The organism is Acinetobacter tandoii DSM 14970 = CIP 107469, from assembly GCF_000400735.1.
GTDB classification, from domain to species: Bacteria; Pseudomonadota; Gammaproteobacteria; order Pseudomonadales; family Moraxellaceae; genus Acinetobacter; species Acinetobacter tandoii.
Genome location: NZ_KE007367.1, coordinates 768035 through 793163 on the forward strand (window position 1 = coordinate 768035; position 25129 = coordinate 793163).

Annotated in this window: 22 protein-coding genes; 9 read left to right on the forward strand and 13 right to left on the reverse strand. The window is 37.7% G+C overall.

What is annotated here, in order from left to right; genetic code table 11:
• Positions 1–298: 298 nt before the first annotated feature.
• The 5 genes from I593_RS13060 to I593_RS13080 all read left to right on the forward strand — a co-directional run bounded on the left by I593_RS13060 (position 299) and on the right by I593_RS13080 (position 5654).
• Positions 299–2152 (forward strand): ABC transporter ATP-binding protein, encoded by a 1854-nt coding sequence (locus I593_RS13060; RefSeq protein ID WP_016168056.1) that lies wholly within the window; start codon positions 299–301, stop codon positions 2150–2152.
• A complete protein-coding gene (locus I593_RS13065) occupies positions 2152–2604 on the forward strand; it encodes a MaoC family dehydratase (RefSeq protein ID WP_016168057.1) in 453 nt (150 codons plus the stop codon). The genes I593_RS13060 and I593_RS13065 overlap by 1 nt, the downstream gene beginning before the upstream one ends.
• Positions 2605–2747: 143 nt before the next feature.
• On the forward strand, positions 2748–3776 hold the full coding sequence (locus I593_RS13070) for a helix-turn-helix domain-containing protein (protein WP_016168058.1): 1029 nt from the start codon (positions 2748–2750) through the stop codon (positions 3774–3776).
• A gap of 72 nt (positions 3777–3848) precedes the next feature.
• Positions 3849–4223, forward strand: coding sequence for a glycine cleavage system protein GcvH (gcvH, locus tag I593_RS13075; RefSeq protein ID WP_016168059.1), 375 nt, complete (start codon positions 3849–3851; stop codon positions 4221–4223).
• Between the two features lie 258 nt (positions 4224–4481).
• Entirely contained in the window at positions 4482–5654 is a 1173-nt protein-coding gene (locus tag I593_RS13080; protein ID WP_016168060.1) for an MFS transporter, read from the forward strand.
• Positions 5655–5698: 44 nt separating this feature from the next.
• Here the strand turns inward: I593_RS13080 and I593_RS13085 are convergent, their stop codons facing one another.
• The 4 genes from I593_RS13085 to I593_RS13100 all read right to left on the reverse strand — a co-directional run bounded on the left by I593_RS13085 (position 5699) and on the right by I593_RS13100 (position 10744).
• Positions 5699–6745, reverse strand: a complete 1047-nt coding sequence (locus I593_RS13085; RefSeq protein ID WP_016168061.1) for a 3-deoxy-7-phosphoheptulonate synthase — start codon at positions 6743–6745, stop codon at positions 5699–5701.
• A gap of 441 nt (positions 6746–7186) precedes the next feature.
• The gene (locus I593_RS13090; protein WP_016168062.1) at positions 7187–8329 is read right to left on the reverse strand and encodes a fatty acid desaturase family protein; all 1143 of its coding nucleotides are present in this window, start codon (positions 8327–8329) and stop codon (positions 7187–7189) included.
• A 24-nt stretch (positions 8330–8353) separates the two neighbouring features.
• Complete coding sequence (locus tag I593_RS13095) at positions 8354–9379, reverse strand: flavin reductase family protein (protein WP_016168063.1); 1026 nt, start codon at positions 9377–9379, stop codon at positions 8354–8356.
• Positions 9380–9628: 249 nt separating this feature from the next.
• A complete protein-coding gene (locus tag I593_RS13100; protein WP_016168064.1) occupies positions 9629–10744 on the reverse strand; it encodes an S-(hydroxymethyl)glutathione dehydrogenase/class III alcohol dehydrogenase in 1116 nt (371 codons plus the stop codon).
• A gap of 166 nt (positions 10745–10910) precedes the next feature.
• Between I593_RS13100 and I593_RS13105 the strand changes: the two genes are divergently transcribed.
• The gene (locus I593_RS13105; protein WP_212750024.1) at positions 10911–12419 is read left to right on the forward strand and encodes a phospholipase D family protein; all 1509 of its coding nucleotides are present in this window, start codon (positions 10911–10913) and stop codon (positions 12417–12419) included.
• 41 nt (positions 12420–12460) lie between these two features.
• Here I593_RS13105 and I593_RS13110 read toward each other — a convergent pair whose 3' ends face one another.
• Entirely contained in the window at positions 12461–13903 is a 1443-nt protein-coding gene (locus I593_RS13110; RefSeq protein ID WP_016168066.1) for an aminotransferase-like domain-containing protein, read from the reverse strand.
• 141 nt (positions 13904–14044) lie between these two features.
• Here I593_RS13110 and I593_RS13115 point away from each other — a divergent pair, with 141 nt between their 5' ends.
• Positions 14045–14908, forward strand: coding sequence for a DMT family transporter (locus I593_RS13115; protein WP_016168067.1), 864 nt, complete (start codon positions 14045–14047; stop codon positions 14906–14908).
• A gap of 33 nt (positions 14909–14941) precedes the next feature.
• On the opposite strand, the gene I593_RS13120 is transcribed toward I593_RS13115, so the two are convergent.
• The 3 genes from I593_RS13120 to I593_RS13130 form a co-directional block, all read right to left on the reverse strand.
• Entirely contained in the window at positions 14942–15532 is a 591-nt protein-coding gene (locus I593_RS13120; RefSeq protein ID WP_016168068.1) for a uracil-DNA glycosylase family protein, read from the reverse strand.
• 362 nt (positions 15533–15894) lie between these two features.
• Positions 15895–16587 (reverse strand): hypothetical protein, encoded by a 693-nt coding sequence (locus tag I593_RS13125; RefSeq protein ID WP_016168069.1) that lies wholly within the window; start codon positions 16585–16587, stop codon positions 15895–15897.
• Positions 16588–16873: 286 nt separating this feature from the next.
• Positions 16874–17329 carry a hypothetical protein gene (locus tag I593_RS13130; RefSeq protein ID WP_016168070.1) on the reverse strand — a complete coding sequence of 152 codons (456 nt, stop codon included), beginning with the start codon at positions 17327–17329 and terminating at the stop codon, positions 16874–16876.
• Positions 17330–17446: 117 nt separating this feature from the next.
• Here I593_RS13130 and I593_RS13135 point away from each other — a divergent pair, with 117 nt between their 5' ends.
• Both I593_RS13135 and I593_RS13140 read left to right on the forward strand, forming a co-directional pair.
• A complete protein-coding gene (locus tag I593_RS13135; protein WP_016165566.1) occupies positions 17447–18379 on the forward strand; it encodes an IS5-like element ISAha1 family transposase in 933 nt (310 codons plus the stop codon).
• A gap of 626 nt (positions 18380–19005) precedes the next feature.
• Positions 19006–19338 carry a hypothetical protein gene (locus I593_RS13140; RefSeq protein ID WP_016168071.1) on the forward strand — a complete coding sequence of 111 codons (333 nt, stop codon included), beginning with the start codon at positions 19006–19008 and terminating at the stop codon, positions 19336–19338.
• Positions 19339–19658: 320 nt separating this feature from the next.
• On the opposite strand, the gene I593_RS13145 is transcribed toward I593_RS13140, so the two are convergent.
• The 5 genes from I593_RS13145 to I593_RS13165 all read right to left on the reverse strand — a co-directional run bounded on the left by I593_RS13145 (position 19659) and on the right by I593_RS13165 (position 25109).
• Complete coding sequence (locus I593_RS13145; protein ID WP_016168072.1) at positions 19659–20615, reverse strand: hypothetical protein; 957 nt, start codon at positions 20613–20615, stop codon at positions 19659–19661.
• Positions 20612–21949 (reverse strand): glycosyltransferase family 2 protein, encoded by a 1338-nt coding sequence (locus I593_RS13150; protein ID WP_016168073.1) that lies wholly within the window; start codon positions 21947–21949, stop codon positions 20612–20614. Before I593_RS13150 ends, I593_RS13145 begins: the two co-directional genes overlap by 4 nt.
• A 586-nt stretch (positions 21950–22535) precedes the next feature.
• Complete coding sequence (locus I593_RS13155) at positions 22536–23279, reverse strand: SDR family oxidoreductase (RefSeq protein ID WP_016168074.1); 744 nt, start codon at positions 23277–23279, stop codon at positions 22536–22538.
• A 13-nt stretch (positions 23280–23292) separates the two neighbouring features.
• Positions 23293–23991, reverse strand: a complete 699-nt coding sequence (locus I593_RS13160; RefSeq protein WP_016168075.1) for a histidine phosphatase family protein — start codon at positions 23989–23991, stop codon at positions 23293–23295.
• Positions 23988–25109: a phosphotransferase family protein gene (locus tag I593_RS13165; protein WP_016168076.1), complete on the reverse strand. Its 1122-nt coding sequence runs from the start codon at positions 25107–25109 to the stop codon at positions 23988–23990. The genes I593_RS13160 and I593_RS13165 overlap by 4 nt, the downstream gene beginning before the upstream one ends.
• Between the last annotated feature and the right edge of the window lie 20 nt (positions 25110–25129).

A 25129-nucleotide genomic window follows, 5' to 3' on the forward strand; every position in this document is an offset into this window, starting at 1 on the left:
TCTAAGTCTCATATTTGTCTTACTTTTTTATAATTTAAATATGTGACAAAAGTGTGAACACCCCCGTGATCTGCACGCTTAGACTTTGTGATGGTGAGTTAGATTGATATGGATTACAATGAATCCCAACAGATTTTAGTTGTTCTCCCGCACGTGAAAATCGCGTTGAATGAAACTTTTCGTCTTCATAATCTGTTATTTTTGACAAGATAGCCCATACTTTTTCTTGCAAAACTGGTAATTATCTTATTGTTTTTTAATTTTAAAATTATGCAACTTTATCAAGAGGTTAATATTAATGCTTAGATGGTTCGAGAAGCGAGTAGATCCCTATCCTAGCAAAGGTTTAAAAGATCCACTGCCTACAACTTTCTTTGCATTTGTCTGGAGTGCATCCAAAGGTGTACGACCTTATTTGCTTATTTTGGTACTTTGTACTGCTGGTGCTGCAAGTTTTGAAGCCCTGTTGTACGCCAAAATTGGCGATTTAGTCAATTGGCTCAGTAAAAGCCAACCCGATACATTCTTGGCAGAACATCGTCAAAACTTAATGTTACTTACCATGATATTACTCGGTAATATCTTTTTTGCTAACTTCCAGTCCATTATCAAACACCAAATTCTGTTTAGTAGCTTTCCAATGCGTCTGCGTTGGAAGTTCCATAATTTATTATTACAACAAAGTCTGGACTTCTTCCACAATGATTTTGCAGGACGACTTTCTGCAAAAGTCATGCAAACAGCCCTTGCAGTGCGTGAATTCTGGATGATTTTGGGTGATATGCTGGCTTATGTCCTGATCTACTTCTTTACAGTCAGTATTGTACTCGGCTCAATCTCGCCATTTCTGATTATTCCCCTATTGGTCTGGTTGGCTTTATTCCTACTCGCAGCTTGGTACTTCATTCCTAGACTCAGCAAAATTTCCAATGAACAAGCCGATGCACGTGCAGTGATGACCGGTCGAGTAACTGATGCCTATACCAATATTCAAACTGTTAAACTGTTTGCTCATGCAGGTCGTGAAAGTGAGTATGCCAAGTCATCGATGCAAGAGTTTATGCGCACGGTCTATAAGCAAATGCGGTTGGGTTCAGGCTATGAAATGAGTATTAACTCGCTCAGCATTGTGCTCTATGTCGGTGTACTTGGCACAGCATTATGGTTGTGGCTAGAAGGTCGTGCAGAGTTGGGTATTATCGCGGCAACGACTGCCATGATTTTAAAACTCAACAGTATTGCTGAATTTATGATGTGGCAAACTTCTGCTTTATTTGAAAATGTCGGCACCATTCAAGATGGTATGAAAACATTAGGACGTCCGATTAGTATTCAGGACAAACCGAATGCCACCACACTTGAGGTGAAACACGGCGAAATTAAGTTTGAAGATGTCTGCTTTGCCTATAATGAAAAAAATGTCATCGATCACTTTAATTTAACCATACGCCCAGGTGAAAAAATTGGCATTGTTGGTCGCTCTGGTGCTGGAAAATCTACGCTCATTCAATTGTTATTACATTTCTATACTATCAACCAAGGTCGCATTTTAATCGATGGACAAAATATAGAGGATGTAAGCCAAGATAGCTTACGTAAAAGTATTGCCTTAGTGACACAAGATACATCGCTATTGCATCGTACAGTTGCGGAAAATATTAAATACGGACGCCCAGATGCCAGTGGTGCGGAAATGTATGACGCTGTTCGCAAAGCCAAAGCAGAGGATTTCATTCCACAACTAACTGACCTTCGTGGTCGTAAAGGCTATGAGGCTTATGTGGGCGAACGTGGGGTTAAACTTTCGGGTGGACAACGTCAGCGTATTGCTATTGCGCGAGTATTTTTAAAAGATGCTCCTATTCTGATTCTTGATGAAGCGACCAGTGCCTTAGACTCTGAAGTAGAAGCAGCAATTCAGTCCAGTTTGTATGATTTAATGCAAGATAAAACGGTTATTGCAATTGCGCACCGACTTTCTACGATTGCGCAAATGGATCGTTTAATTGTGCTCGATCAGGGGCGAATTGCCGAACAAGGTACACATGATGAATTGGTTGCTTTGAATGGCATTTATGCGCAATTATGGCAACGTCAAACTGGTGGTTTTTTAATTGAACAACATGAACTAAAAAATAAGGATAGTGCTTGATGTTGTATTTGGAAGATCTACATGTAGGGGATCGCTTTATCAGTCGTGCCTATGAAATGACTGTAGATGAAATTAAGCAGTTCGCGCATCAATTTGATCCGCAGCCTTTTCATACCAATGAGATCGAGGCAGCGAATCATCCAATTTTTAAAGGCTTGGCTGCCAGCGGTTGGCATACTTCCGCAGTTACCATGCGACTTTGGACAGAATGCTTTCCTGTAGCATATGGTTTAATTGGCTCAGAAGCACAAGTGCGTTGGCCAAGACCGACTCGCGCAGGCGATCAAATTCATGTCGAGGTAGAAATTACCGAAATCAAACCGTCAAAATCTAAACCTGACCGAGCTATTGTGAGTTACACAACTGAAACGCTCAATCAAAATGGTGAAGCGGTATTACTCGGCAATACTAAAATTTTAGTATTTAGTAAAAACTATCGACCTGATCTTTAAAAGACGATGATTCTAAAATCACGTGTGGTTTTAGAATCTGCTTTGTTTGGTTTGTCGAACAATTTATAAGGTGCATGCTACGATTTCATGCCAATATAAAAAACTGACTGATATAACAACATTAAACGTGCAATGGATCGCGCATGAATACTATTTCGTCTAGACAAGACCAAGGAATTCCTGGAGTCTATGGTCTGTTACTTTTAGATGTCGTGTCACGCTGGGGGTATAACGCAGATACTTTATTTGCTCCATTCCAGCTCAATAGTGAAAAATTAGCAGAGCCAGATTTTCGAATCTCGACGTCGGTTGCCAATGCCTTAATTCAACATGCCTTAGCCTTAACTGGCGAATCAACTCTAGGCTATCATTTGGGTACGCAAATGCGTATCTCTATTCATGGTTTTATTGGTTATGCCATTATGACCGCAAATGATATTACCGATGCGCTGGTCCTTGCCAACCGCTTTGTGCAATTACGACTGCCCTTCCTGCAAATCTATTTTTCTACTTTTGCTGAAAAAGCAACTTTGCAGCTTCGAAGTGATGTCAGTATAGAACCCTTGCGTTCAGAAATTTGTATTGCATTAACAATTGGCATCATTTCTATGGCCAAGGCCATGACAGGTGTCACTGATTTGGGGGGTGAAATTGATTTTGATTTTCCCCAACCCGAAGGTTTTGAACGCTATATTACCAAGTTTCCAAATCATCAGTTTCGTTTTGATCAACCTCATTTATTGATCAGCTTTGACAAAAAATATCTCGCGTTAAAAATGGTGAATGCTGACCCGATTGCCAGTCAAATTGCAATCAACCAATGTGAAGCTGAGCTTTCGGCTTTAGGTGAGCGTAGACGGCTTTCTATGGCAGTTCGCGACATTTTGACGCATTCAGAGCAGCATTATTTAAGTATTGAAAATGTGGCATATCGCTTACATATGTCAGATAGAACCTTGAAGCGCCAGTTAGCGACTGAAGGAACCTCTTTTTCAACAATCGTCGATGAAGTTCGCTACCGACATGCAACGTCGCTACTCTCCCGAACGGATTACACACTAGAACAAATTGCAGATGAACTAGGCTATAGTGATGTTGCAAATTTCAGCCGTGCTTTTAAGCGTTGGAGTGGACGTAGCCCAAGTAATTGGCGTAAAGATCCGTACCTATAAACCTTTTGTTTTTATGTAAAAACATGTATAAAGCATGACAAAAATAAATGAATACTTTTAAGGAGTGTCATCATGAATCATCCTTCAGATTTAAAATATGCGAGCACGCATGAGTGGGTGAAAATTGAAGGTGATCTTGTTGTAACTGGGATTTCAGACCATGCGCAGGATGCCTTAGGCGATTTAGTTTATGTCGAAATGCCAGAAGTAGGACAACACGTTACTGCAGGTGAACAAGCGGGTGTAGTTGAATCTGTAAAAACAGCTTCTGATATCCATGCCCCTGTTTCTGGGGTTGTCGTAGAAGTGAATACTGCACTAGAAGACGATCCTGACTTTGTAAATGATGCTCCATATGGCAAAGGCTGGATCTACAAAATCAAGCCAAATAATATCGATGATGTAAACACGTTGTTGTCTAGTGCGGACTATGAAGCGGGACTCTAAATGAGCTACGCATCTTAAAAAAATCAGCCTTCGAGCTGATTTTTTTATGGGTTAAATTGATCGATAATCAAATAATGATAATTTAAATATACATTAAAAACTTTAATAGAAAAAAATATATCAAAATATCAATTTACTTTATTTTTCCTCTTTAATTGGTTAATATTAAACCTTATCTTCATGACCTTGGTACGCTTAGGGAATACATAAAAAGTTTAGCTACGTTGTCATGATTCCCTTACTACTTCTGGGTCAATTATGCCTCATTCAGCTTCAGTACAGCTCTGGAATAAGTCTTTTATTCTGTGTTTAGCCAATAACTTATTTCTATTTGTTTTTTATTTTGCACAAACCACAATTCTACCTATCTATATTTTGCAAGACTTACATGGCAGTCTTGCTCAAGCTGGGCTGGCCATGACTTTATTTATGGCATCGTCTATTGCGGTACGTCCATTTAGTGGATTGATTATTGAAAAATTTGGTCGTAAAAAAACGTTTTTTGTTTCCGAGTTTTTGTTCTGTTTATTCTCAATAGCCTATATTTTTGCAGATAATTTAGAAGTCTTACTCTGGTTACGCTTTTTACATGGAATTTGGTTTAGCATTTTAACCACAGTTACTGTACCTATTGCGAACGAATTCATTCCAGATTCACGCCGTGGAGAAGGTATGGGTTACTTTGTCATGTCAGTCAACTTAGGCATTGTCTTAGGTCCACTCATTGGTTTATCGCTTATTCAGCCATTATCTTATGCTGTTGTAGCAACTATTCTTGCTGCGATTGTATGTCTAGGTTTTGTGTTTTGTTTTCTCATTCCCGTGCAAACTGAGACTTCAACTATGCAAAAGATGCAGAAAAAGCAGTTATATATTCATGATTTTGTTGAGAAAAAGGCGCTGCCTGTTTCTATTATGGCCATGATGGTTTCATTTGCTTATGCAAGCATTATGTCATTTATCTCAACATATTCTGCATCAAAAAATTTGCTTGCGTATGCCAGCCTATTTTTTATCGTTTTTGCGATTTCGATGATGAGTCTACGACCTTTGACTGGAAAAATTTATGACCGCAAGGGTCCAAGCTATGTCATTTACCCTGCTTTAGCATTATTTGCAGTAGGTCTTATTCTATTAAGCCAAATCAATAGCTTGATCGGGTTTATGCTTGCGGCCATTTTTATTGGAATGGGATTTGGTTCTGTACAACCCTGTTTACAAACACTGGCGATCCAATGCGCTGCGCCTCAACGGATTGGGCACGCAACCTCCACCTTCTTTACTTTTTATGATTTAGGTATTGCATTCGGTTCAATACTGTTAGGTATTCTGATCACAGCACAAGGCTATAGCATGTCTTATATCTTATGTGCGGTTCTCGTTCTACTGAGCCTATTATTTTATAAATTCTTTGTGGTCAAAATAGCATAAAAAATTAAGCCCCTGTTTTCAGGGGCTTTTTTACTATTTACTTTTTATGAATGTAATTGTTTTAATTGCTGTGCAGCTTCTAGCAATAGATGTTCAGTTTGTTCCCAACCAATACAACCATCTGTTACCGATTGACCGTAGATCATATCGCAAGAAATCTTTTGATTCCCTTGAACCAAATGACTCTCCAGCATGACACCACGTACTTGTGTTTCTGCTCGTTCTTTCACAATTTGACGCAGCACATCTGGCTGTAATGCTGGATTCTTGCTGCTATTGCCATGACTACAATCAATCACTAGCGCAGGCAAATTGCCTTTTACTTTCACTTTAATTTTATTGATTTCTTCCGCCTGATAATTCGGACCAGTATTTGAACCACGTAAAATTAAATGCGCAAGTGGATTACCACGAGATTGAAGCACACATGGCAAACCAGACTGACTCATCCCTAAAAATTGATGAGCATGGGATGCCGATTGAATAGCGTCTAACGCAATTTGAATTGAACCATCCGTACCATTTTTGAAACCAATGCTATATGGCATTTGGCTTGCAATTTCACGATGAATTTGAGACTCACTCGTACGTGCTCCAATTGCACCCCAAGCCAATAAATCATCGAAGTAAGCCGTAGCCATTGGGCTTAAGATTTCACTCGCAATCGGCAAACCCATTTCAATAATGTGTAGATAAAGTTGGCGTGATTGCTCTAAACCCGCTTGTAAATCTGATGATCCATCTAAGTCAGGATCATACATAAAACCTTTCCAACCCACTGTTGTACGTGGCTTTTCAATATAAGTACGCATCACTAGAAAAATTTGATCCGAAACTTGCGCTTGTAAGTGTTGTAATTTTTGTGCGTATTCTAAAGCCGCGACAGGATCATGAATGGAACAAGGTCCAGTAATGACCAAAAGACGTGAATCTGTACCAGCCAAGATATTTTGAATAGTTTGACGATGTTCGGCAATCTGTGCCGTAAGTGACGCAGAAAGAGGAAGTTGTGTTTTGAGCTGCTGTGGCAAACTCAATAATGTTTCTTGTGAAGTCGGTTGATGTTGTAGTGCAGTATTTAGAGCATTCATTGGTCTTTCCTTTGGACTGTTGTTCAGTCCGATCTTTTATTTGTGCGTTTTGGATCTATGGGATGATAAGGATTGCGTCATAAACTGACTAAAGTAAAACCAATAACCGTTGCTAAAATATGAAGTGTTAAATGCGTACATGTGAATCTCCTAAAAAATATATAAAAAACAAAGCATAAAAAAACCTGACCGGGGTTGCCGATCAGGTATCAACTGGTGGGCAACCTTTATTTTGCCCAAACGCGTTCAGGCAATTAGCTAAACTGCCAGAAATAAAAATAAGCGTTTGCAATTAAAGGTTGCTTTAACATCTTTGTTTCATCAAAAAAGTATCTGAAATTAAAAATACGCCTTATTGCTACTTTTGACAACCTTTATTTTTGGAAAAATAGTTATGTCTAGAGCAACTTTTACTTATCAATCAATTAAATGATCTTACTTTTAAATCCATCGCTTGAATTGCGTTTGCAGAGTCAACTTGAATTGTTCCTTCGAGCCATTTGGTAATGAACATTGGCCGAGTCGAACCCAAACACTTGCGAACTGTTTGATAAAACTAGCTTCATTGTAGTGTACGCCATACTCAGCGCACAGGGCTTTAACCTTTGGTGCTACTTCTGCGTAACGGTTGGCAGGCATATCTGGAAAAAGGTGATGCTCAATTTGATGGCTTAAGTTCCCACTTAGAATATGGAGCCATTTCGTACCTGAGAAATTACTCGAACCTCGAATCTGGCGTAAGTACCACTCCGCTCGAGTTTCATTTTCTGTATTGTCTAACTCAAAAGTTTCAGCATCTTCAGTAAAATGTCCATTAAAAATCACAGCGGATGCCCATAAACTACGGATCACATTGGCGACCGCATTCCCTGCCAAAACTGGAATGGCATTTGGCCCTGCAATTAAAGGAAAAAATACATAGTCTTTAATGACTTGGCGCTTTACTTTTTTACGTAATTTAATCGAATCTTGCCAAACTTCACGCCATGTCTTGGTTTTATATGCCAGCACATCTTCCAAATGTAAATTTTGTACGCCCACATACCATTCAAAAAAAATCATCAATTGGATGGCCAGCGGAATGTTGAATAAAAATCTTGGCTCCCAAGGTTGGCTTTCACTCACCCGAATCAGTCCATAGCCCACATCATGGTCTTTTCCAACAATATTGGTATAAGTATGGTGCACATAATTATGGGTATATTTCCAATCATCACCTGTTGCAATGGTATCCCAATCGTAATTTGCACCGTTTAAACTTGGGTCATTTAACCAGTCAAACTGACCATGCATGACGTTATGCCCTAATTCCATGTTTTCTACAATTTTGGAAATACCCAACAACCCAGTTCCCAATAACCAAACAGGTGGTAACCAGCCCGCGACCATTAACATACCGCGTGAAGCAATTTCACTGTAGCGGACAAAATTTCGGATTTTGTAGATATAAGCAGCATCTTGTTCACCTAAACTTTGCATTGTGTCACGGCGAATGACTTCGATTTTTTCTCCAAAAGACTGAATTTCTTCATCTGTAAGATAACGAGATTTAGTATTACTTTGAAAATTAACGGGTTTATTCATTTTATTTGTCCCTACATTAAACTTTTATAAATTTATAACCACTGGGCTAATGGCCTGTGAAATACATAGTTTGATCTGTGTATTACTCTGCTCATCAATTTCACCTGTGAGTACATTTCGAACTACCCCCTGTACTTTGGTACAAGAACATGTATTACAAATACCCATACGGCAGCCATGTGCAGGTTTAAGCCCTGCTTTTTCAGCACTTTCTAATAAATTATCTGTCGCTAAAAATTCCTGCTGCGCACGTAGAAAAGTCACAGGTTGTGCTTCTAGTGATTGATCAATCTGGATTTTAAAATATTCCATCTTGAGTAAATGAGAGATGCTTTGATTGACGTAAAGCTGCTGCACACTTTGCATCATGTTGTGTGCACCACAGACATAACACTCACGGCGCTGATAGTCAGGTACAAGTTGCTGAAGTAGTTGCTCAGTTAAGTGCTGTGAATTTTGTAAAGTATTCAATGGATGGTATTTAAACTGCGGATATTGTGCTGTTAAGGCTTCTAGTTCTGTGTGGTAGGCATTATCACGATTAAAATACAATAAATCGATTGGTTGTTCGGTACTTTTCAATGCCTGTTTGACTAAAGCGTAAATTGCAGTAATACCGCTTCCAGAGGCAAGGAATAGCATTGCTGTTCCAGAGCGTTGATTCAACACAAACTCGCCTTGAGCTTGAGAGATTTCGACGACGGAACCTAATGCTGAATTTGTTAAAACGTTTGAAACAGTGCCTTGTTGTTTTACAGCAATTAGTACATCTCCATTGCCGAGGATATCGACTATAGAATAACTCCGCTGTTGTCGAACACCTGCAATTACAACCGTGATCAGCAGGCTTTGCCCTGACTGAGCTTTCTCTGGTCTAAAATTTTGATTTGGGCGTAACTGTAACTGAATAAAGTCAGCACTTAATACTTTGCGCGCAAAAAGCTGAGCTTTGACTCTTTTCCACGCCCAAGTCGGATGCACTTTTTCTGCGATGAAATCGACAAAATCTTCGCGTATCCATTCAGGCTTATATTGCACATGATTTCCCATAATTGTACTCATCTGAATCAATCTATATTTTTATACAACTGTCTTTTATTGCTGCGTTAACAATAGATTTAACTGATTCAGGGCTCTATGTCAGATGAGGACAAAACATATCATTTGGCATTTATTATCATTTTCTGTCTAACAAAATGTCATTTCTTGCCAATTTAGACGTTCAAAATAGCAATATTGATGTAGAACAAATAAAAAAGACCAAGCTTTTGCTTGGTCTTTAGTCGTCACTAGGTGAATTTATTCAGAAAAATGTACCACTGAACGGATAGATTTTCCTTCATGCATTAAATCAAAGGCTTCATTAATTTTATCTAAACCCATCGTATGAGTCACAAAAGGTGCAAGTTGAATCTCACCTTTCATTGCATCTTCGACCATGCCTGGTAGTTGTGTACGTCCTTTTACGCCACCAAAAGCTGTACCCATCCATTTACGCCCCGTCACCAATTGGAATGGGCGTGTTGAAATTTCCTGACCAGCACCTGCTACGCCAATAATCACTGATTGTCCCCAACCTCGGTGTGCACATTCCAGTGCTGAACGCATGACGTTGGTGTTACCAATACATTCAAATGAATGATCGACACCCCAACCCGTCATTTCAACAATGACTTGCTGAATTGGTTGTTCGTAGTCTTTAGGATTTAAAAAATCTGTCGCACCAAACTGTTTCGCCAATTCAAATTTGTCAGGATTCATATCTACTACAATAATACGACCTGCTTTCGCTTGTTTCGCACCTTGTACTACGGCTAAACCAATCCCCCCCAAACCAAATACCGCAACTGTGTCACCTTCTTGTACTTTGGCTGTGTTATGTACTGCACCAATCCCTGTTGTTACACCACAACCCAACAAGCAAACTTGCTCAGGGTTAGCTTCAGGATTAATTTTAGCTAATGATACTTCAGCAACAACGGTGTATTCACTGAAGGTAGAACAGCCCATGTAATGGTAAATTGGTTCGCCGTTATAAGAAAAACGTGTCGTACCATCTGGCATTACACCTTTACCCTGAGTTGCACGGACTGCAACACAAAGATTGGTTTTTCCTGATTTACAGAATAAGCATTCACCACATTCTGCAGTATACAGTGGAATAACATGATCGCCTGGTTGAACGCTGGTTACGCCTTCTCCCACTTCAATCACAATACCTGCACCTTCATGCCCCAATACAGCAGGAAAAACGCCTTCAGGATCATCACCAGATAAAGTAAATGCATCGGTATGGCATACACCCGTATGGGTAATTTTGACCAATACTTCTCCTTTCTTAGGCGGAGCAACGTCAATTTCTACAATTTGAAGTGGTTGTCCTGGCGCAAAGGCTACGGCTGCACGTGATTTCATGCCATGTTCATCCTTATATCAATATTTAACAGATGAACTACAGTAACCGCTTTTTAAACCTTAATACAACCATAACAGCATGATAATATGTATTTATATTGGTAATAATGAATTAGAAAAAATGCAGAAAAATACCAGGTACTTCTCCTTATTATTATGTGCAAGCATGAGTTCACTGACTGCTTGTAGTCTCCCTCAAAACGAAGCCAAAAAACAATCTGCATCAGACTACCACACGGAACATTGGATACAACGCCAAAATATTGATGCCCAACTCAAACAAGGTCTTACAGCCTATTTAGCATTAGATGATGCATTTATGAGTATTGCATCACGTATTTACCTAATACGCGATGCGAAACATACCCTCGATTTGCAATATTATATTTGGGAAAATGACTCATTAGGCCACATGATGCTGGCTGAACTGTTAAAAGCAGCAGACCGCGGTGTTAAAGTCCGCCTTATGATTGATGATCAAAATGGCACCAAATTAGATCCATTACTGAAAAAGTTAGTTGCACACCCAAATTTTGAAATCAGACTCTACAACCCTTATAAATATCGACATTTTAGGGCTATTGATTATGCTTTTCGGTTGAAACAGATCAATCATCGTATGCATAACAAACTCATTATTGCTGATGGTGCCATTGCAGTGACTGGAGGACGCAATATTAGCCGTGAATATTTTGATGCAGGTCAAGATTTTCAATTTACTGACATGGACATCCTGTTTTTTGGTAATGCAGTAAAATCTGCCAATCAAATTTTCATTAACTTCTGGAATAGTAACCTGAGTTATTCAGTACAACAACTGATTGGGGTCGAATCGGCTGATGATTTGGATCTGCTTCGTAAAAGTTATGCGATGAACGATCATGGAAAAGAACGGTTCATTAACCAACTAGATTTGGCACAGAAACAAATCATGGCGCAATTGCAGGAACGTCAGGTTGAATGGGTTAAAGCCCAATTCTTGGCTGATTATCCTGAAAAAACGCTTGGCGACATTGCTCAAGATAAATTGCTGTATTCTCAACTCAAACATGCAATGGGTATTCCTAAAGAACATTTGGAATTGGTATCAGCTTATTTTGTGCCCTCTAAAGATGGTGCTGCTTTTCTTGCAGATCTTTCACATCAAAATATTAAAGTTCGTGTTTTAACCAATTCTTTTTTAGCTAATGATGTGGCTTTGGTCCATGCTTTCTATCAAAAATATCGGAAAGAGCTGCTTAAAAATGGCATTCAACTTTATGAGTTTAAACCAGATATTCAACGAAAACAGCGTACTTGGTATGAGGTATTAACAGGTAATGCAATTCCTGCCAAAGGGAAAAGTTCGTCAAGATTACATGCCAAATTTTTTGACGTAGATGGCAAAGTTTTTATTGGTTCATTTAATTTTGACCCTCGTTCAGTGAACTTAAATACTGAGGTTGGATTGGTGGTCGAATCTGAACATTTACAAAACCAAGTCACAAGTGCGATGGATCACTATTTACCGCAAATTGCATACGAACTAAAACTTAATCCTCAAGGTGAAATTATTTGGTTAGAACATCATGAAAATGGGCAAATAACTGAATATCATGTTGATCCGCACACCACAAAGTTTCAACGTTTCACTTTTAAGAGTTTGTCCTACTTACCCATTGAATGGATGACGTAATGACAAAATCATTACATCTCATACATTTTCTCATCAAAAAATTAATTCCGTTGCATTTCATTCTTATTAATCAACATTTTGGGATTTGGTTTTTCATGATCAAAACTAAAACTATCCATCACTTGCGCAATGATCTCAAATATTTGGGGATTCATGCACTGCGCAACATTAAAACGCATTAAATGTTTTGCACCTTCTGATTGGCTAAATGCATGCCCTGGAGCAAGAATTAATCCACGTTTTAGACATCGTCTAGATAATTCTGCTGCATCAATCTCTGAAGGAAGTTTACACCATAAGAAAATTCCAGCTTTGGGAATAAGTACAGGTTCTATATGCAGTTGCCTTAATCGTTGAATACATAACCCCATACTGGTATTGAGTTTCTTTTTTAATGACTCGATATGTTTTAAATACTGACTGTCCATGAGTGCAGAAAATATGATTTCTGCATTCAAATGTCCACTACTAAAATTAGTTGCTATTTTTAAATCAATATATTTTTCAATATCTTGTTGACTAGAAACAATATAACCACAGCGAAGTGAAGCGGTTAAAGTTTTAGAAAAACTACCGATTTGAATCACCCGCCCTAAACCCATAAGTGTGCAATAACGAGGTGCGGGAACATATTCAAACTCTGAAAAAATATCATCTTCTACAATCATTAGATTCGCTTGATCCGCTAATTTGGCAACTTGATAGGCTCGTTGTATGGATAAGGTCGCACCAGTTGGATTATGAATTCCAGAATTGGTTAAATAAAGCTTGGGCTGATATTGTAAGGCTTGTTCGAAACGTTCAATATCAGGACCTTGGGCTGTAAATGGAATTGCAATTGCCTGTAAATGGTGGGCTTGAATCAATGCCTGAAAATTAAAATAGCATGGATCATCGACTAGAATGACATCCCCAGCTTTCAAATGTACACGAAAAATTAGGTCTATAGACTGAGTACCAGAATCTGTAATTAAGATTTGTGAGGGTTCAACTTGTATTTCATATTGATTATTTTTACGGGCAATCCATTGTCTTAAGCCCATATGACCTTGCGGTACAGGATATTCTACCAGCATCTTTAAAGATGATTTCGCTGCATGTTTTAAAGCTTTACGCAAGCTGCTTTCAGGCATCCACTCTGGAGGTAACCAGCCGCAACCAGGTTTAAGCGTTTCCTCATTCGCATCCAAAGATTGGCGTGAAATCCATAAAGGATTAATTTCTCGATCATATTGAACATGATGCTCTGCTATTTTCTTCGCTTGCATCTGTCCTTTAACATAAAACCCAGAACCCGCTCTTGCCTCAAGTACCCCCTCTGTAACTAAGCGTGCATATGCTTCCACCACTGTCGAAATTGAAAAATTCATATCCTGCGATAAACGCCGTACCGAAGGTAAGCGTGCTCCAGCAACAAAACGTTGGTTTGAAATTTGGGATTTGATTTTTTCAATCACAATATCAATTTTGCTGTGTGTATGCATGATGGCTAAATATTCAACTTAATCGATTTCTGACAGTAGGAATTGTATACCAATACAGTTATTTAAAATTGTACTGGATTGTATCTGTTTAGAGCTTCCCATTTGGCATGTAATTGAATCATAGAAAAATGAGATTTAAGCATGAAGCAAAGTAATATGGGTTGGATACATGGCTTTCTAGGTATGGTCATTTTCGCGGGTTCTATGCCTGCTACACGTCTTGCTGTGGTGGGATTCAGTCCAGAATTTCTCACAGGCGCTCGTGCTGTGATAGCTGGTGGACTCGCAATGTTATGCCTTCTATTATTTAAACAACCCTTTCCAACCCTTAAACAAATCAAATCTTTAATTGTAATTGCATTGGGCGTTGTGTTCGGTTTTCCCTTTTTCACAGCACTTGCTTTAGAACACATAACTGCGGCACGTGCTCTTGTTTTCGTGGCATTACTCCCTTTAGCAACTGCTATTTTTGCCTTGTTACGTGCAGGCGAAAGACCTTCAAGTAAATTTTGGCTTTCTGCAATCATAGGCAGCAGCTTTGTTGCCATATTTATGTGGTTTCAAGATCAGCAAAGTTTTCATCTTAGCAGTGATCTATATATGCTTATTGCTGTATTGGTTTGTGGTTTAGGTTATGCCGAAGGTGGACAACTCTCAAAACAGCTTGGTGGTTGGCAAGTCATTTGCTGGGCATTGATTATTGCTTTACCTTTAATGTTGCTGTTATTTGGCATTTATTATCCTAAAAATTGGGCATCAATTCCTGTTACAGCATACGCAGGATTGTTCTATGTTTCCCTTTTTAGCATGCTGATTGGTTTTGTTTTTTGGTACAAAGGTTTGGCATTAGGCGGCGTTGCACGTGTTGGGCAAATTCAACTTTTACAACCTTTTTTGGGGCTCATACTTTGTACTCTAGTACTTCATGAATCTATCGATTTTGCCATGATTTTCGTGTGTTTCGCCGTCATTATATGTGTCTTCTATGCCAAAAAGTATGCCTAAGACTCTAGGCTCTAACTTGAAAGATACATCTATTTAAATTAAACCAATTTTTTGGAAAAGCTGTTCATAGGCTTCAGCTTTTTTCTCTAATGCTAATGGGTACGCGCGCGAAGATGATGGCATTCGAGATAAAGTTAACTCCCGATCTGCAAAAAATGTCTGTGAACTTGTCCCAATTATAGGTTTTTCCGTGCCTTCAGGCATGGATAACATAAGCGTGTCGGTCGCTTTATCCCCTGTAGTGACAATGTTTTGACAAAAAGGAATCTTGGCTAATAAGGTCGTTAGATCGGTCGGAGTTTCTATATGCAAAAATTTATCTGAGGCATTATCTTTTAAACGAACAACTTGATATGCCGTATCAAAAATAGCGATCCCTTTTTCAGTTAAGAAATCACGGATTTGCTGCTCATAAAAATTCTTATTTGGAAGATCTAGAAAATACGCTTTGTCTTGAAAAAAGATAAGACCAAAGATTCGCCACATGTCGTTCTGATAATTCGGATAATAAAAATCCATTTTCCAACGTGTTTTCGGTGGTGGAAAACTGCCCAGCATCAGTAATTTTGCATTTGCTGGTAAAAATGGTTCGAGTGGGTGAGTTTCTATTTTAAATTCAGACATTTAGTTCAATATAAAAAAGAGTTTTTTACTCACCAATCTTAGCATAATTGTATGAAATTTATCGAATGAGCTTTTCAGATTTTTGAGTTCTAAAAAATCATTCACAATATTTATTTTTAATTGATAGACTAATTCGCTTAAATGACATTGATTTGAAAAGTAATTTTAACTTTATAGTATCTGTTATTCTTCTGTTTTAGAATGATCAGCATACGCATGATTACTAACTATACCCCTGCTGCATCTGAAATCATGAAGATACCGATAGCTACAAAATAGATTAGAAACTACCGAGTCTTTTTTATTGCCATTAATGAAGTAAATCCTATCAAGAGCTCTAATTAATCATTTACGATGAATTATTACTTTTCATCTATCATTTCTAAGGCTCTTTTCACGTCTCCAACTTCTATAAAATCTAGAGCAAACTCATTCATTAACAAGTTGCATAGAAACTTTCTTACTATTATTGACTGAAGGGGGCTAAATAAAATTAATGATTCACGACTAGCTTCTTCCATTAACAATCTAGAAAGCCAACTATCAAAAGCCACTCCTTTAAAATACTCTAGGTTTGAAGCCAAATATAAAATTAAGGCTGGGGTGTAAAATATATATGCTTCAGGTGTAATGAAGTAAAATCCATTTGCATATTTATTCAAATAATCAAAAGGAACCTCTTCCCATGTTTGGTAATGATTATAAACACGTTTCCCTTCACTAATTGCTAAAATTAAATCTCTTTTCTCATCATCTAATAAGTCACTGTTTTTTATTTCACTGAGTAAATTACTCTTTGAAAAGTAACCTATACTATTCTTATCATAAGGATGTTGATGTGGATACTTTCTTAAGTAACTCGTATCTGCAAAGTCTTCTTCTAGAAGCGTAAATCTATCTTCTAACTGAACATCATCAAAAGCATCACGCAACTCTTGAATAAAAATTTGGTCTACTTGAGATAACTCGTACATTTTACCCCCAATTTCTAGGATCTTATTCTTACTGTAAAATAGTAAATATACTAAATCAGGAGAACCAACAAGAATTTTCATTTCTTCTTAATTCCACTTAAGTTTCAACCTCTAGATTTAATTAATCTATAAAATTACCCCGAGTGAATGCTTAAATGGATTTTTAGAAATGATCTTTACCATCTCTATTGTGAGTCAAATAAATAAGCAAAATAGTTATTGTGAGTGCGGTTACTTTCAAATAAGTGAATAAAATTATTTAAAGCAATATATATCAAATTTGGATCTTGGTTCATATTAATACTTTGCTTATTTTCAGCTACTGTAAAAAAAGAACCAATTTCACTTTTAACTTTAACAAGTCAACTCAAAATTTCTTAGATACGGTTGGATAAACAGGTACGCGAAGTTCTTTTCGATTCTCGTTTAAACCATCAATATCTGATTGGTTGATTTCACTGATCGTTGAATTTACAAGAGACCACACTAATTCTTTTTCTTCTTCTGTAGTCCGAGTCGAACTCCAGTCCATGTTCGAGTTAGTGTAAGTCGAATAAATAGGTTTATCACTGTCCTTCACACGAATAAAAACAGCAGCTATTGTTTGATTATTAGTAATACTTGAATTGTAATTGATTGAGACACTAGCTTTGGCTTTTTCTAACAGTTCACAAACTTCATCATAGTTTTCAAAACTAAATCCATCTTCCTGAATTTGATCAGATAACTCATCATTTGCATGATAGTTAATCGTACATTCTTCAGCAGCAAAACTATTTTGTACAAGTAACGCGAAAGTAAATCCTAACAAAACCTTTTTCATAAAATTATTCTCAAGTAATAAAAAAACTAATCAAAATCCACCTCCCAAAGGATAACTTCAAATGGCTTTGTTGCACAAACCTATCTCTAAAGGCTTATTCCACAATATAATTCTCAAATGAATAAGCCCACACCTAAAATCTATCGTACAACCAATTGGTCTTCTTATAACAGTGCATTAATAAATCGAGGAAATCTTTCAATTTGGTTTGATCCCAAGACTCAATGGTACGCTCAACCCAAAGGTAAACATGGTCGAAATCAAACTTATTCAGATACAGCCATCCAATGCTGTTTAATGATCAAATCCTTATTTCGTCTTTCTTTACGCATGGTCACTGGCTTTGTGCAAAGTCTCATTCATCTTTGTAGATTAGATTGGACAGCACCAGACTATTCCACCATCTGCAGAAGACAAAAGCATATTGATATTGCAATTAACTATCAAAAAAGCAGTAATGGTCTCCAGCTACTCGTCGATTCTACTGGCTTAAAGTTTCTAGGCGAAGGTGAATGGAAGCGTAAGAAACACCAACCTGAATATCGTCGCCAATGGCGTAAACTTCATATTGGTATAGATGCTGAAACCCTTCAAATACGCGCTATTCAACTCACTACAAATAATGTGAGTGATTCACAAGTGCTTGGTGATTTACTCGATCAGATTCCACAAGATGAGCAGATTGACTCTGTCTATACTGATGGGGCTTATGACACCAAGCAATGCCGTCAAGTAATTGCAGACCGACAAGCACATGCGGTGATTCCGCCAAGAAAAAATGCGAAACCTTGGAAAGATACAAAGACCAGCTCGCTAGAGCGAAATGAATTACTTCGAACAGTTAAACGTTTAGGAAGAACAATATGGAAAAATTGGTCAGGCTATCATCGGCGAAGTTTGGTTGAAACTAAGATGCATTGCATCAAGTTATTAGGCGATAAACTCCGTGCGAGAAACTTTCAAAGCCAAGTCAATGAGATTCATGCACGTGTGGCCGTATTAAATAAATTTACAGATTTAGGCAGACCTCACACCCAAGTTGCCACTTAAATTTAGATAACTTGGAAGAAGTTTAGCTTTTGAATGTTTGTGCAACAAAGCCACTTCAAATATTTAAATGAAATATATGAAATTCCAATGAGGTCTTCAGTATATATAGTGACTTTGATTTTAAGTTGTGGATTCTAGATCCTTATTATTTAAAAATCAATTTTAACAATTTTACTTTTAAACAAAATAATAAATATAATTTAATAAGCACAAAGTATATTTTGCTGCCAAATTTTTCCATAAACTTGTGATTTATTAATTACTTATGATGCTTATACAAAGCCTGTCACAGATAAGTCATGCTTGCAAGTTCATGAAGTCTATGTAAGTAAGTTGAACTAATAAGTTTGAGAAGGACGCAATAAAACTGTTTAGAACTTGATCTTAAATTTTTGATAAATCACAATCTAAATTCAAATAAAATGGGCTTTAGTATGAAAAATTTTCCCTACTTTATAATTTCAACATTTACAATTTGTCTATCTTTGCAAGCTTATGCAGACCCCAATTTAGTTTCTAAAGAATATACTATCGATCCTCAAACAAAATTATTTCATAAAAAAATTGTCACTGATACCAGCTTTCACGAGTAACAAGAAAATTTAACTGAAAATGTTAATTACATTATGGATGTAATTGATAAGAAGAATAAATTTGAAACAGAAAAAAGGCTTTTGAGTACTCAAGAAAACTATGACTTGGCCTGTCATTTGAGAGACTATTCTGAAAAATCACTAAAATATATAAATCAGTATCCTCAATATAAAAAGCAAGTTTACAACTACTTTGAAACAATCCAAAATTTCAATACTAATTTTCAAAATACCATTAAAAAATACAATATTACATGCTCGAACGGTTATGTTCCCCCACCATTTAGCCCTGAATCAAAATGGAAAGAAATTCCATCAAATGATGACTTTAGTATCACATATGTGGATATAGATTGGCATATTTAAATATCTTCCATAACAACCCATATTCTATATATTTAATTTAATATCAGTAATTTACATAAATTTTCAATCTTTTCATAAGTACACCCACCAATAATCCCCCCTACTGACACCTGTTATCAAATTGAACTTTGTCATTGAAGAGTTTAATGTTCTCCTTTATGTGAACCAACATTAGCTGCAACAAAGCAACCCGAGCAGAATTGAGGAAGTTAGGAAGGGCTTAAATTGATGTATTTGATACATTGAAATGCAAGATTTCAGCCCTATCCTCAATAAGGTGAATATCAACAAGAATTTCATTTCTAACTTATAAAAAATATCTAAAACTGTAAAATCCATTCACCTCTGACATAGGGATAATTATAATTTGGACCATTGAAAGAGGCACTTTTATTATATCCAGCATTCATACGGAAAAATTGAGATCCATACACTGGACTTTGCAAGTTTAATTCAAAAAGTTGAGTTGACTGACTTGGATCGTCATTAATTTTTTCCCGCCCTAGGCCAACTGTTAAGCCTGTAGACCATTTAGCAAAGCGCTGACGCCAACCAACTGCCAACATAGATTCTTTATAGTTCTTTGGATTGAAATACGCACCACCACCATCCTCTTGACGACTATGATAGGTTCGATAGCGTGCTTGAACCGTAAGGCCTAGGTTGAGTGAAGGTTGATAAATCACTTTAATTCGACCATGATCGCGGCGATTATCATCTGAAAAAAATTGTGTTCCAGCCAGACCGACTAGTGTGACATGATCACCTAAGCCCTGATCTAAAGCAGCACCTACGAAGGTGAAATTAATCCCCTGATCCAGAGCAGATTGCGTTTCTACCCAGTCACGATTGGCAAATACTTCTAAGGCAGTTTTATCAAAAAACTGTGTTCGATAGCTACCATCAAGTGTTAACAATGTATGGTTATCCTGCTCGAATAGACCTGCATCTAAAAACCAGCCATTCGCAGTGGCTGAATCTACATCTCTCCCTACAAAGGATATTTTCTGTCCATCTCGATTCCAGTTATCGGCCTTATACTGATAAGCACTAGCACGCACACCTAGATAACTATCGCCACTTTCATATTTCGGAAAAAATTCTGCTGATAGCTTACGAGTTTGAAATCCCTCACTATCATCACTGAAAAAGAATTCTGTTCCAACAGCCCGTCCACTTGTGCCTTTTTTTTCTTCTAATTCATTAGCAAAACAGCCCATGCTAATCATCATTAATAGAGGAATAGTAATACATAAATTTGTTGGTTTTATTTTCATTTCGTTCCCCATGTTTTTCGCGTTCTCAAAATTTCGTCCAAATATCCGAGAATACTCGCAGGTTGTAATAAGAAGCTATATGCAAAAACATATATTAAAAAACCAGTAAAATTCTTACGTACTTTCAGCCCCATTTCATCAAACATCTGTCGTTCAATAAAATAATTTAAGAGACCTAACAATAAAGCCATAGGAAGCAGAACCAACGTCATAATGCCGACAATCCAGTAATAGCCAAAACACGCCAATACTAACCCTGGCAAGAATCCAAAAGTAAAGGCCAGATCTAACCAAGGAAAAAGCAGATTCCAATAAATAAAGAATGTTGAAAGTCGTGGTTTGATTAAAATGGATGGATGTTTAATAAAAGCTTCCATCATGCCTCGTGCCCATCGCTGGCGCTGCTTAATAAAAACTCTGAGTGTGGTGGGTGCATTGGTAAAAAGACAGGCATCCTCACAGTGCCCAACTCTGTACCCTGCATTCAGTAATGACCAAGTGAGTACAATGTCTTCGCCTACGCATTCTGGCCAACCACCAACCTCAATCAATGCAGCACGGTCATAAATAGAGAAAGCTCCTTGCGCAACTAAAGTACCTTGATAAAGCGATTGCATGCGCTTGGTTGCTGAAATTCCAAGAAAATAGTCCCATTCTTGAGTTTTAGTCAGCAAATTCTCTCGAGAGTTACGAACCAAAATCTTACCAGCCACAGCGCGAGTATTTGGTGGATCTAAAAGATAGCGTTCAACAATATTAATCAATGCAATACGATGTAAATATGAATCAGCATCAATGGTGACTACAAGGTCATGTTCAACCAATTTAAACCCTTCATTTAAGGCATGTGCTTTACCAGCATTTTTTTCTAAATCAAGAAAAGTAAGCCATGAAAACTGTTCTTGTAGATTTCTAACAATATTCGCTGTCTCATCTTTAGATCCGTCATTAATGACAATGACTTGTAACTTACCAGGATAATTCTGTTGACTGATACTCACCAAAGTATCTTTAATCGAAGCAGCTTCATTATAAGCAGCAATCAGAATACTGATGCCAGGATAAAATGGAAGTGCCTCTCGACGAGGCCTTTTATCCATCATTAAGCTCAAAGCAGCGAATGAGTTCATAAAGCCTGGAATAATAGCAATTCCATAAATCAGAAAAATAGCAGCAAACATACCAATGTGCGTACTAAGATCATGTATCCACGCTTGTGCTATCCATATTGAAAACCAAGTCCAAAGACAAGCACCAATCAAAGCGATACAAAATTTAAAACGTATCGAAAAATAAATTAGAGATATTTCTTTGTCAGTATCAGTACTAATCATTATATTTTTCCATTAATTTTTTTATAACTATAATCATACTTAATAACACGACTCAAAAATAAATTTAATAGTTACTAAACTTATGTGAAGTCTTAATTATTGTTATACCAAATGCTTTTGATTTTGTGGATACTTTTTAATCAGCTCTAATAGCTAAACATCAACCAACACAACAGAATCTAATGACCCAAATGCAGAAATTTAGAAAAAGGCATAAAGAATCACTCTTCACAAACAAGTCAAAATGATATACACCTTATTCTGTGCAACCAGTACCTAGAAACGGTTAAAACTTCCTGTGCTAACTAATCAGTTTTGGTTAGTATGTGACAGAGTCTATGAGGATCATGAGATTCATCTTATTTGAAAGATTTCGGTGAAAACTGTGGAATTGACCAAGCCCATTCTCTCATGAAAACAGATGTTAAAAAGCTTTCGGAAGTGAGCCTCTCCGAGAGAATTGAATTTTTTGTTAAATTAATAATACTTTTATTTTAAGTAAGTTAGCCGAAAGGCCCACATTGAAATCAGTGGGCTTCTCAAAATAAATAAAATTACTTAGGAATATTTCTAAGCTAAAAGAGAATTAGCCCAATTTATTCACAATCCTTAAAGGTAAAACTTTCATCGCTAAGCCCATTGGTAGCCACGGCCACTTTGGCACATAAGCTTTCACTGGCGCTTTTTCAATCGCTTCCGCAAGTAAATGCGAACCTGTCTTTTCATCGACTTCAAACGGCAACTTTTTTGCCCCTTCATTCAATTCAGTACGAATATAGCCTGGGAAAATGGTCGAAACTTTAATAGGTGTATCAATCAGTTCGGCACGAATCCCTTCTGCCAAGTGAGCAACAGCAGCTTTACTGGCGGCATAAGTTGAAAGATGTTTTGGTAAGCCACGCATCGCACTCATAGAAGAAATCACCACCAAATGCCCTGAATTTTGCGCGCGGAAAATTTCAACAGCTGCTTCACATTGTGCCAATGCTGAAATAAAATTAGTCTCGGCTGTTGCTCGGTTAATCTCAAAATTACCTTTACCAATACGGCGACCTTGTCCGACTCCCGCATTCACAATAATTCGATCTAGTTTGCCAAAGTCTTGTTGGAAAGCCTTAAACACTTCGAAGACTTGATCGTAATTGGTCACATCTAAAGTTTTGGCAATTACCTGAATACCATACAGACTTTCAAGCTCTTGTTTAAGTGCTTCTAGTCGTTCTAGACGTCGCGCACAAATGGCAAGGTTATAACCTTTTTGAGCAAATTCACGCGCCATACCTGCGCCTAAACCTGAACTCGCCCCTGTAATTAAAATGGTTTTTGCCATGGGTCAATCCTTGTTATATCCATGTTAAAAGTTCTGAGTCATCTGCTTTAATAAAATGATGCTCATTTAAACTAAGTAATTGCGGTTCATTTCCAACTAAACGCAAAGTGGTCATGCTGGTATTAGTAATCGCCCAATTCAGCGCAAAAGTTCGATTGGGGTTCAGCTCCAAAATTTTTCCCGCAGCCACAGAAATTACACCACCCGAAGTAAATACGACCGCATAACGAGGTTTGGTCTGTGCAAGCTCATCACATAAGTCTTGCAATGCTGTTTCAACACGAGCTTTAAATATCGGCCATGACTCTTCATATTCATGATGATATTCACCACCTGTCCAGCGCTTTATTGCCCCTTCAAATATTTTTGCCAGATAGGCACGTGGGTTTACATGCTGCGCGACATCTGATTTCAACAAATGTGGCTCATTGAATCTTGGCTCATACTGAGCAAAAACTTGTTGATGATTGAATTCATTCCATTGTGAATCTGTCACGACTTGGCTATGAGGAAAACATTCCGCCAAAGCCAATTGCGCCGTTTGCTGATGGCGATGCATTGAACCAGCGACCACATACGGTGATTCTTTTAAAATATTTTTGAAATATTGACCTAATCGTTGCGCTTGTAATTCACCTTTCTCCGAAAGTTTGTCATAACTCTCGGCACCGAAAGATGCCTGCCCATGACGAATCAAATAAATGGTGGTCATTTTTCTAAAATTTCCTTAAATTTTTCCATATATTTATGTGCAATTTCATTGGCTTCGAGTTTTTGAATACCAATCAGTTTCAACGCTCGGATATGCAGAGCATGAATGATCACCCAAAAATCTTTAAAGGCTGGATTGTTAGTTTGCTTATGGAAATAGCGATAGTAAATTTGCTGCGCGATAACTGCTAGACGGAAGATGCCAAACACCTCGTAAAAGGTCCAGTTTTCAGGCTGTAATCCTGTTTTCTCTAGGTAATATTCTACGACTTGCTTTCGGGTAAACATGCCTTTCATGTTAGTTGGTTGGCGTCGTGTCGCTTTAAAAATTTTACTGTCAGTTTCTTCTACCCAGTATGCCAATGCTGAACCCAAATCCATGAGCGGATCACCAAGCGTTGCCATTTCCCAATCCAAAACCCCAATCACTTGTGTCGGATCTTCTGGATTTAGAATTACATTATCAAAACGCCAATCATTATGGATCAAACAGGTTGCCGAATCCTCTGGGATATTATCTAAAAGCCATTTACGCACAAACTTGAAGGTCGGAACATTGACCGTGTGTGCTTTTTCAAAACGCTGATCCCAACCTTCGACTTGTCTACGGCAATAACCTTCACCTTTGCCCAACTTTTCCAGTTCTGTACCCTGATAGGGTACTTGGTGCAATTCGATGAGTTTATCAATCACATTTACACATAACTGATGCACTTGCACTTCAGAAAAATGTAATTCTGGTGGAAGTTTTGCGCGCGGAATAATACCCGCAATCCGTTTCATGACATAAAAGTCAGACCCCAATACAGACTCATCCTGACAAAGACCAATCATCTCAGGTAATACAGGATAAAACGGGGCCAGATTTTTCTGCACTGTATATTCACGAGCCATATCATGGGCAGATTTTGCTTTAGTACCTTTCGGTGGACGACGTAGAATCAGATCAGTGTTGTCATATTTGAGTCGATACGTCCAATTTGAAGCCCCACCAGAATATTGTGTGATTTCAACTTGTCCCTCTAACACGACGCCTTGTGACTTAAGCCAATTTTCTACAGCTTGTACATCCAGCTCTTCGCCTTCTCGTACACTGCCACCAACATCAATTACCGACATACTTATTATCCCTGATTCTT

Excerpts from the sequence above, each read along its gene's own strand:
- I593_RS13065 (WP_016168057.1), top strand. The coding sequence starts at position 2,152 with ATGTTGTATTTGGAAGATCTACATGTAGGGGATCGCTTTATCAGTCGT.
- I593_RS13070 (WP_016168058.1), top strand. The coding sequence starts at position 2,748 with ATGAATACTATTTCGTCTAGACAAGACCAAGGAATTCCTGGAGTCTAT.
- I593_RS13105 (WP_212750024.1), top strand. The coding sequence starts at position 10,911 with ATGAGTTCACTGACTGCTTGTAGTCTCCCTCAAAACGAAGCCAAAAAA.
- I593_RS13115 (WP_016168067.1), top strand. The coding sequence starts at position 14,045 with ATGAAGCAAAGTAATATGGGTTGGATACATGGCTTTCTAGGTATGGTC.
- I593_RS13135 (WP_016165566.1), top strand. The coding sequence starts at position 17,447 with ATGAATAAGCCCACACCTAAAATCTATCGTACAACCAATTGGTCTTCT.
- I593_RS13100 (WP_016168064.1), bottom strand. The coding sequence starts at position 10,744 with ATGAAATCACGTGCAGCCGTAGCCTTTGCGCCAGGACAACCACTTCAA.
- I593_RS13090 (WP_016168062.1), bottom strand. The coding sequence starts at position 8,329 with ATGAATAAACCCGTTAATTTTCAAAGTAATACTAAATCTCGTTATCTT.
- I593_RS13160 (WP_016168075.1), bottom strand. The coding sequence starts at position 23,991 with ATGACCACCATTTATTTGATTCGTCATGGGCAGGCATCTTTCGGTGCC.
- gcvH (WP_016168059.1), top strand. The coding sequence starts at position 3,849 with ATGAATCATCCTTCAGATTTAAAATATGCGAGCACGCATGAGTGGGTG.
- I593_RS13155 (WP_016168074.1), bottom strand. The coding sequence starts at position 23,279 with ATGGCAAAAACCATTTTAATTACAGGGGCGAGTTCAGGTTTAGGCGCA.
- I593_RS13145 (WP_016168072.1), bottom strand. The coding sequence starts at position 20,615 with ATGAAAATAAAACCAACAAATTTATGTATTACTATTCCTCTATTAATG.
- I593_RS13150 (WP_016168073.1), bottom strand. The coding sequence starts at position 21,949 with ATGATTAGTACTGATACTGACAAAGAAATATCTCTAATTTATTTTTCG.
- I593_RS13165 (WP_016168076.1), bottom strand. The coding sequence starts at position 25,109 with ATGTCGGTAATTGATGTTGGTGGCAGTGTACGAGAAGGCGAAGAGCTG.
- I593_RS13085 (WP_016168061.1), bottom strand. The coding sequence starts at position 6,745 with ATGAATGCTCTAAATACTGCACTACAACATCAACCGACTTCACAAGAA.
- I593_RS13080 (WP_016168060.1), top strand. The coding sequence starts at position 4,482 with ATGCCTCATTCAGCTTCAGTACAGCTCTGGAATAAGTCTTTTATTCTG.
- I593_RS13140 (WP_016168071.1), top strand. The coding sequence starts at position 19,006 with ATGGATGTAATTGATAAGAAGAATAAATTTGAAACAGAAAAAAGGCTT.
- I593_RS13095 (WP_016168063.1), bottom strand. The coding sequence starts at position 9,379 with ATGGGAAATCATGTGCAATATAAGCCTGAATGGATACGCGAAGATTTT.
- I593_RS13110 (WP_016168066.1), bottom strand. The coding sequence starts at position 13,903 with ATGCATACACACAGCAAAATTGATATTGTGATTGAAAAAATCAAATCC.
- I593_RS13120 (WP_016168068.1), bottom strand. The coding sequence starts at position 15,532 with ATGTCTGAATTTAAAATAGAAACTCACCCACTCGAACCATTTTTACCA.
- I593_RS13060 (WP_016168056.1), top strand. The coding sequence starts at position 299 with ATGCTTAGATGGTTCGAGAAGCGAGTAGATCCCTATCCTAGCAAAGGT.
- I593_RS13125 (WP_016168069.1), bottom strand. The coding sequence starts at position 16,587 with ATGAAAATTCTTGTTGGTTCTCCTGATTTAGTATATTTACTATTTTAC.
- I593_RS13130 (WP_016168070.1), bottom strand. The coding sequence starts at position 17,329 with ATGAAAAAGGTTTTGTTAGGATTTACTTTCGCGTTACTTGTACAAAAT.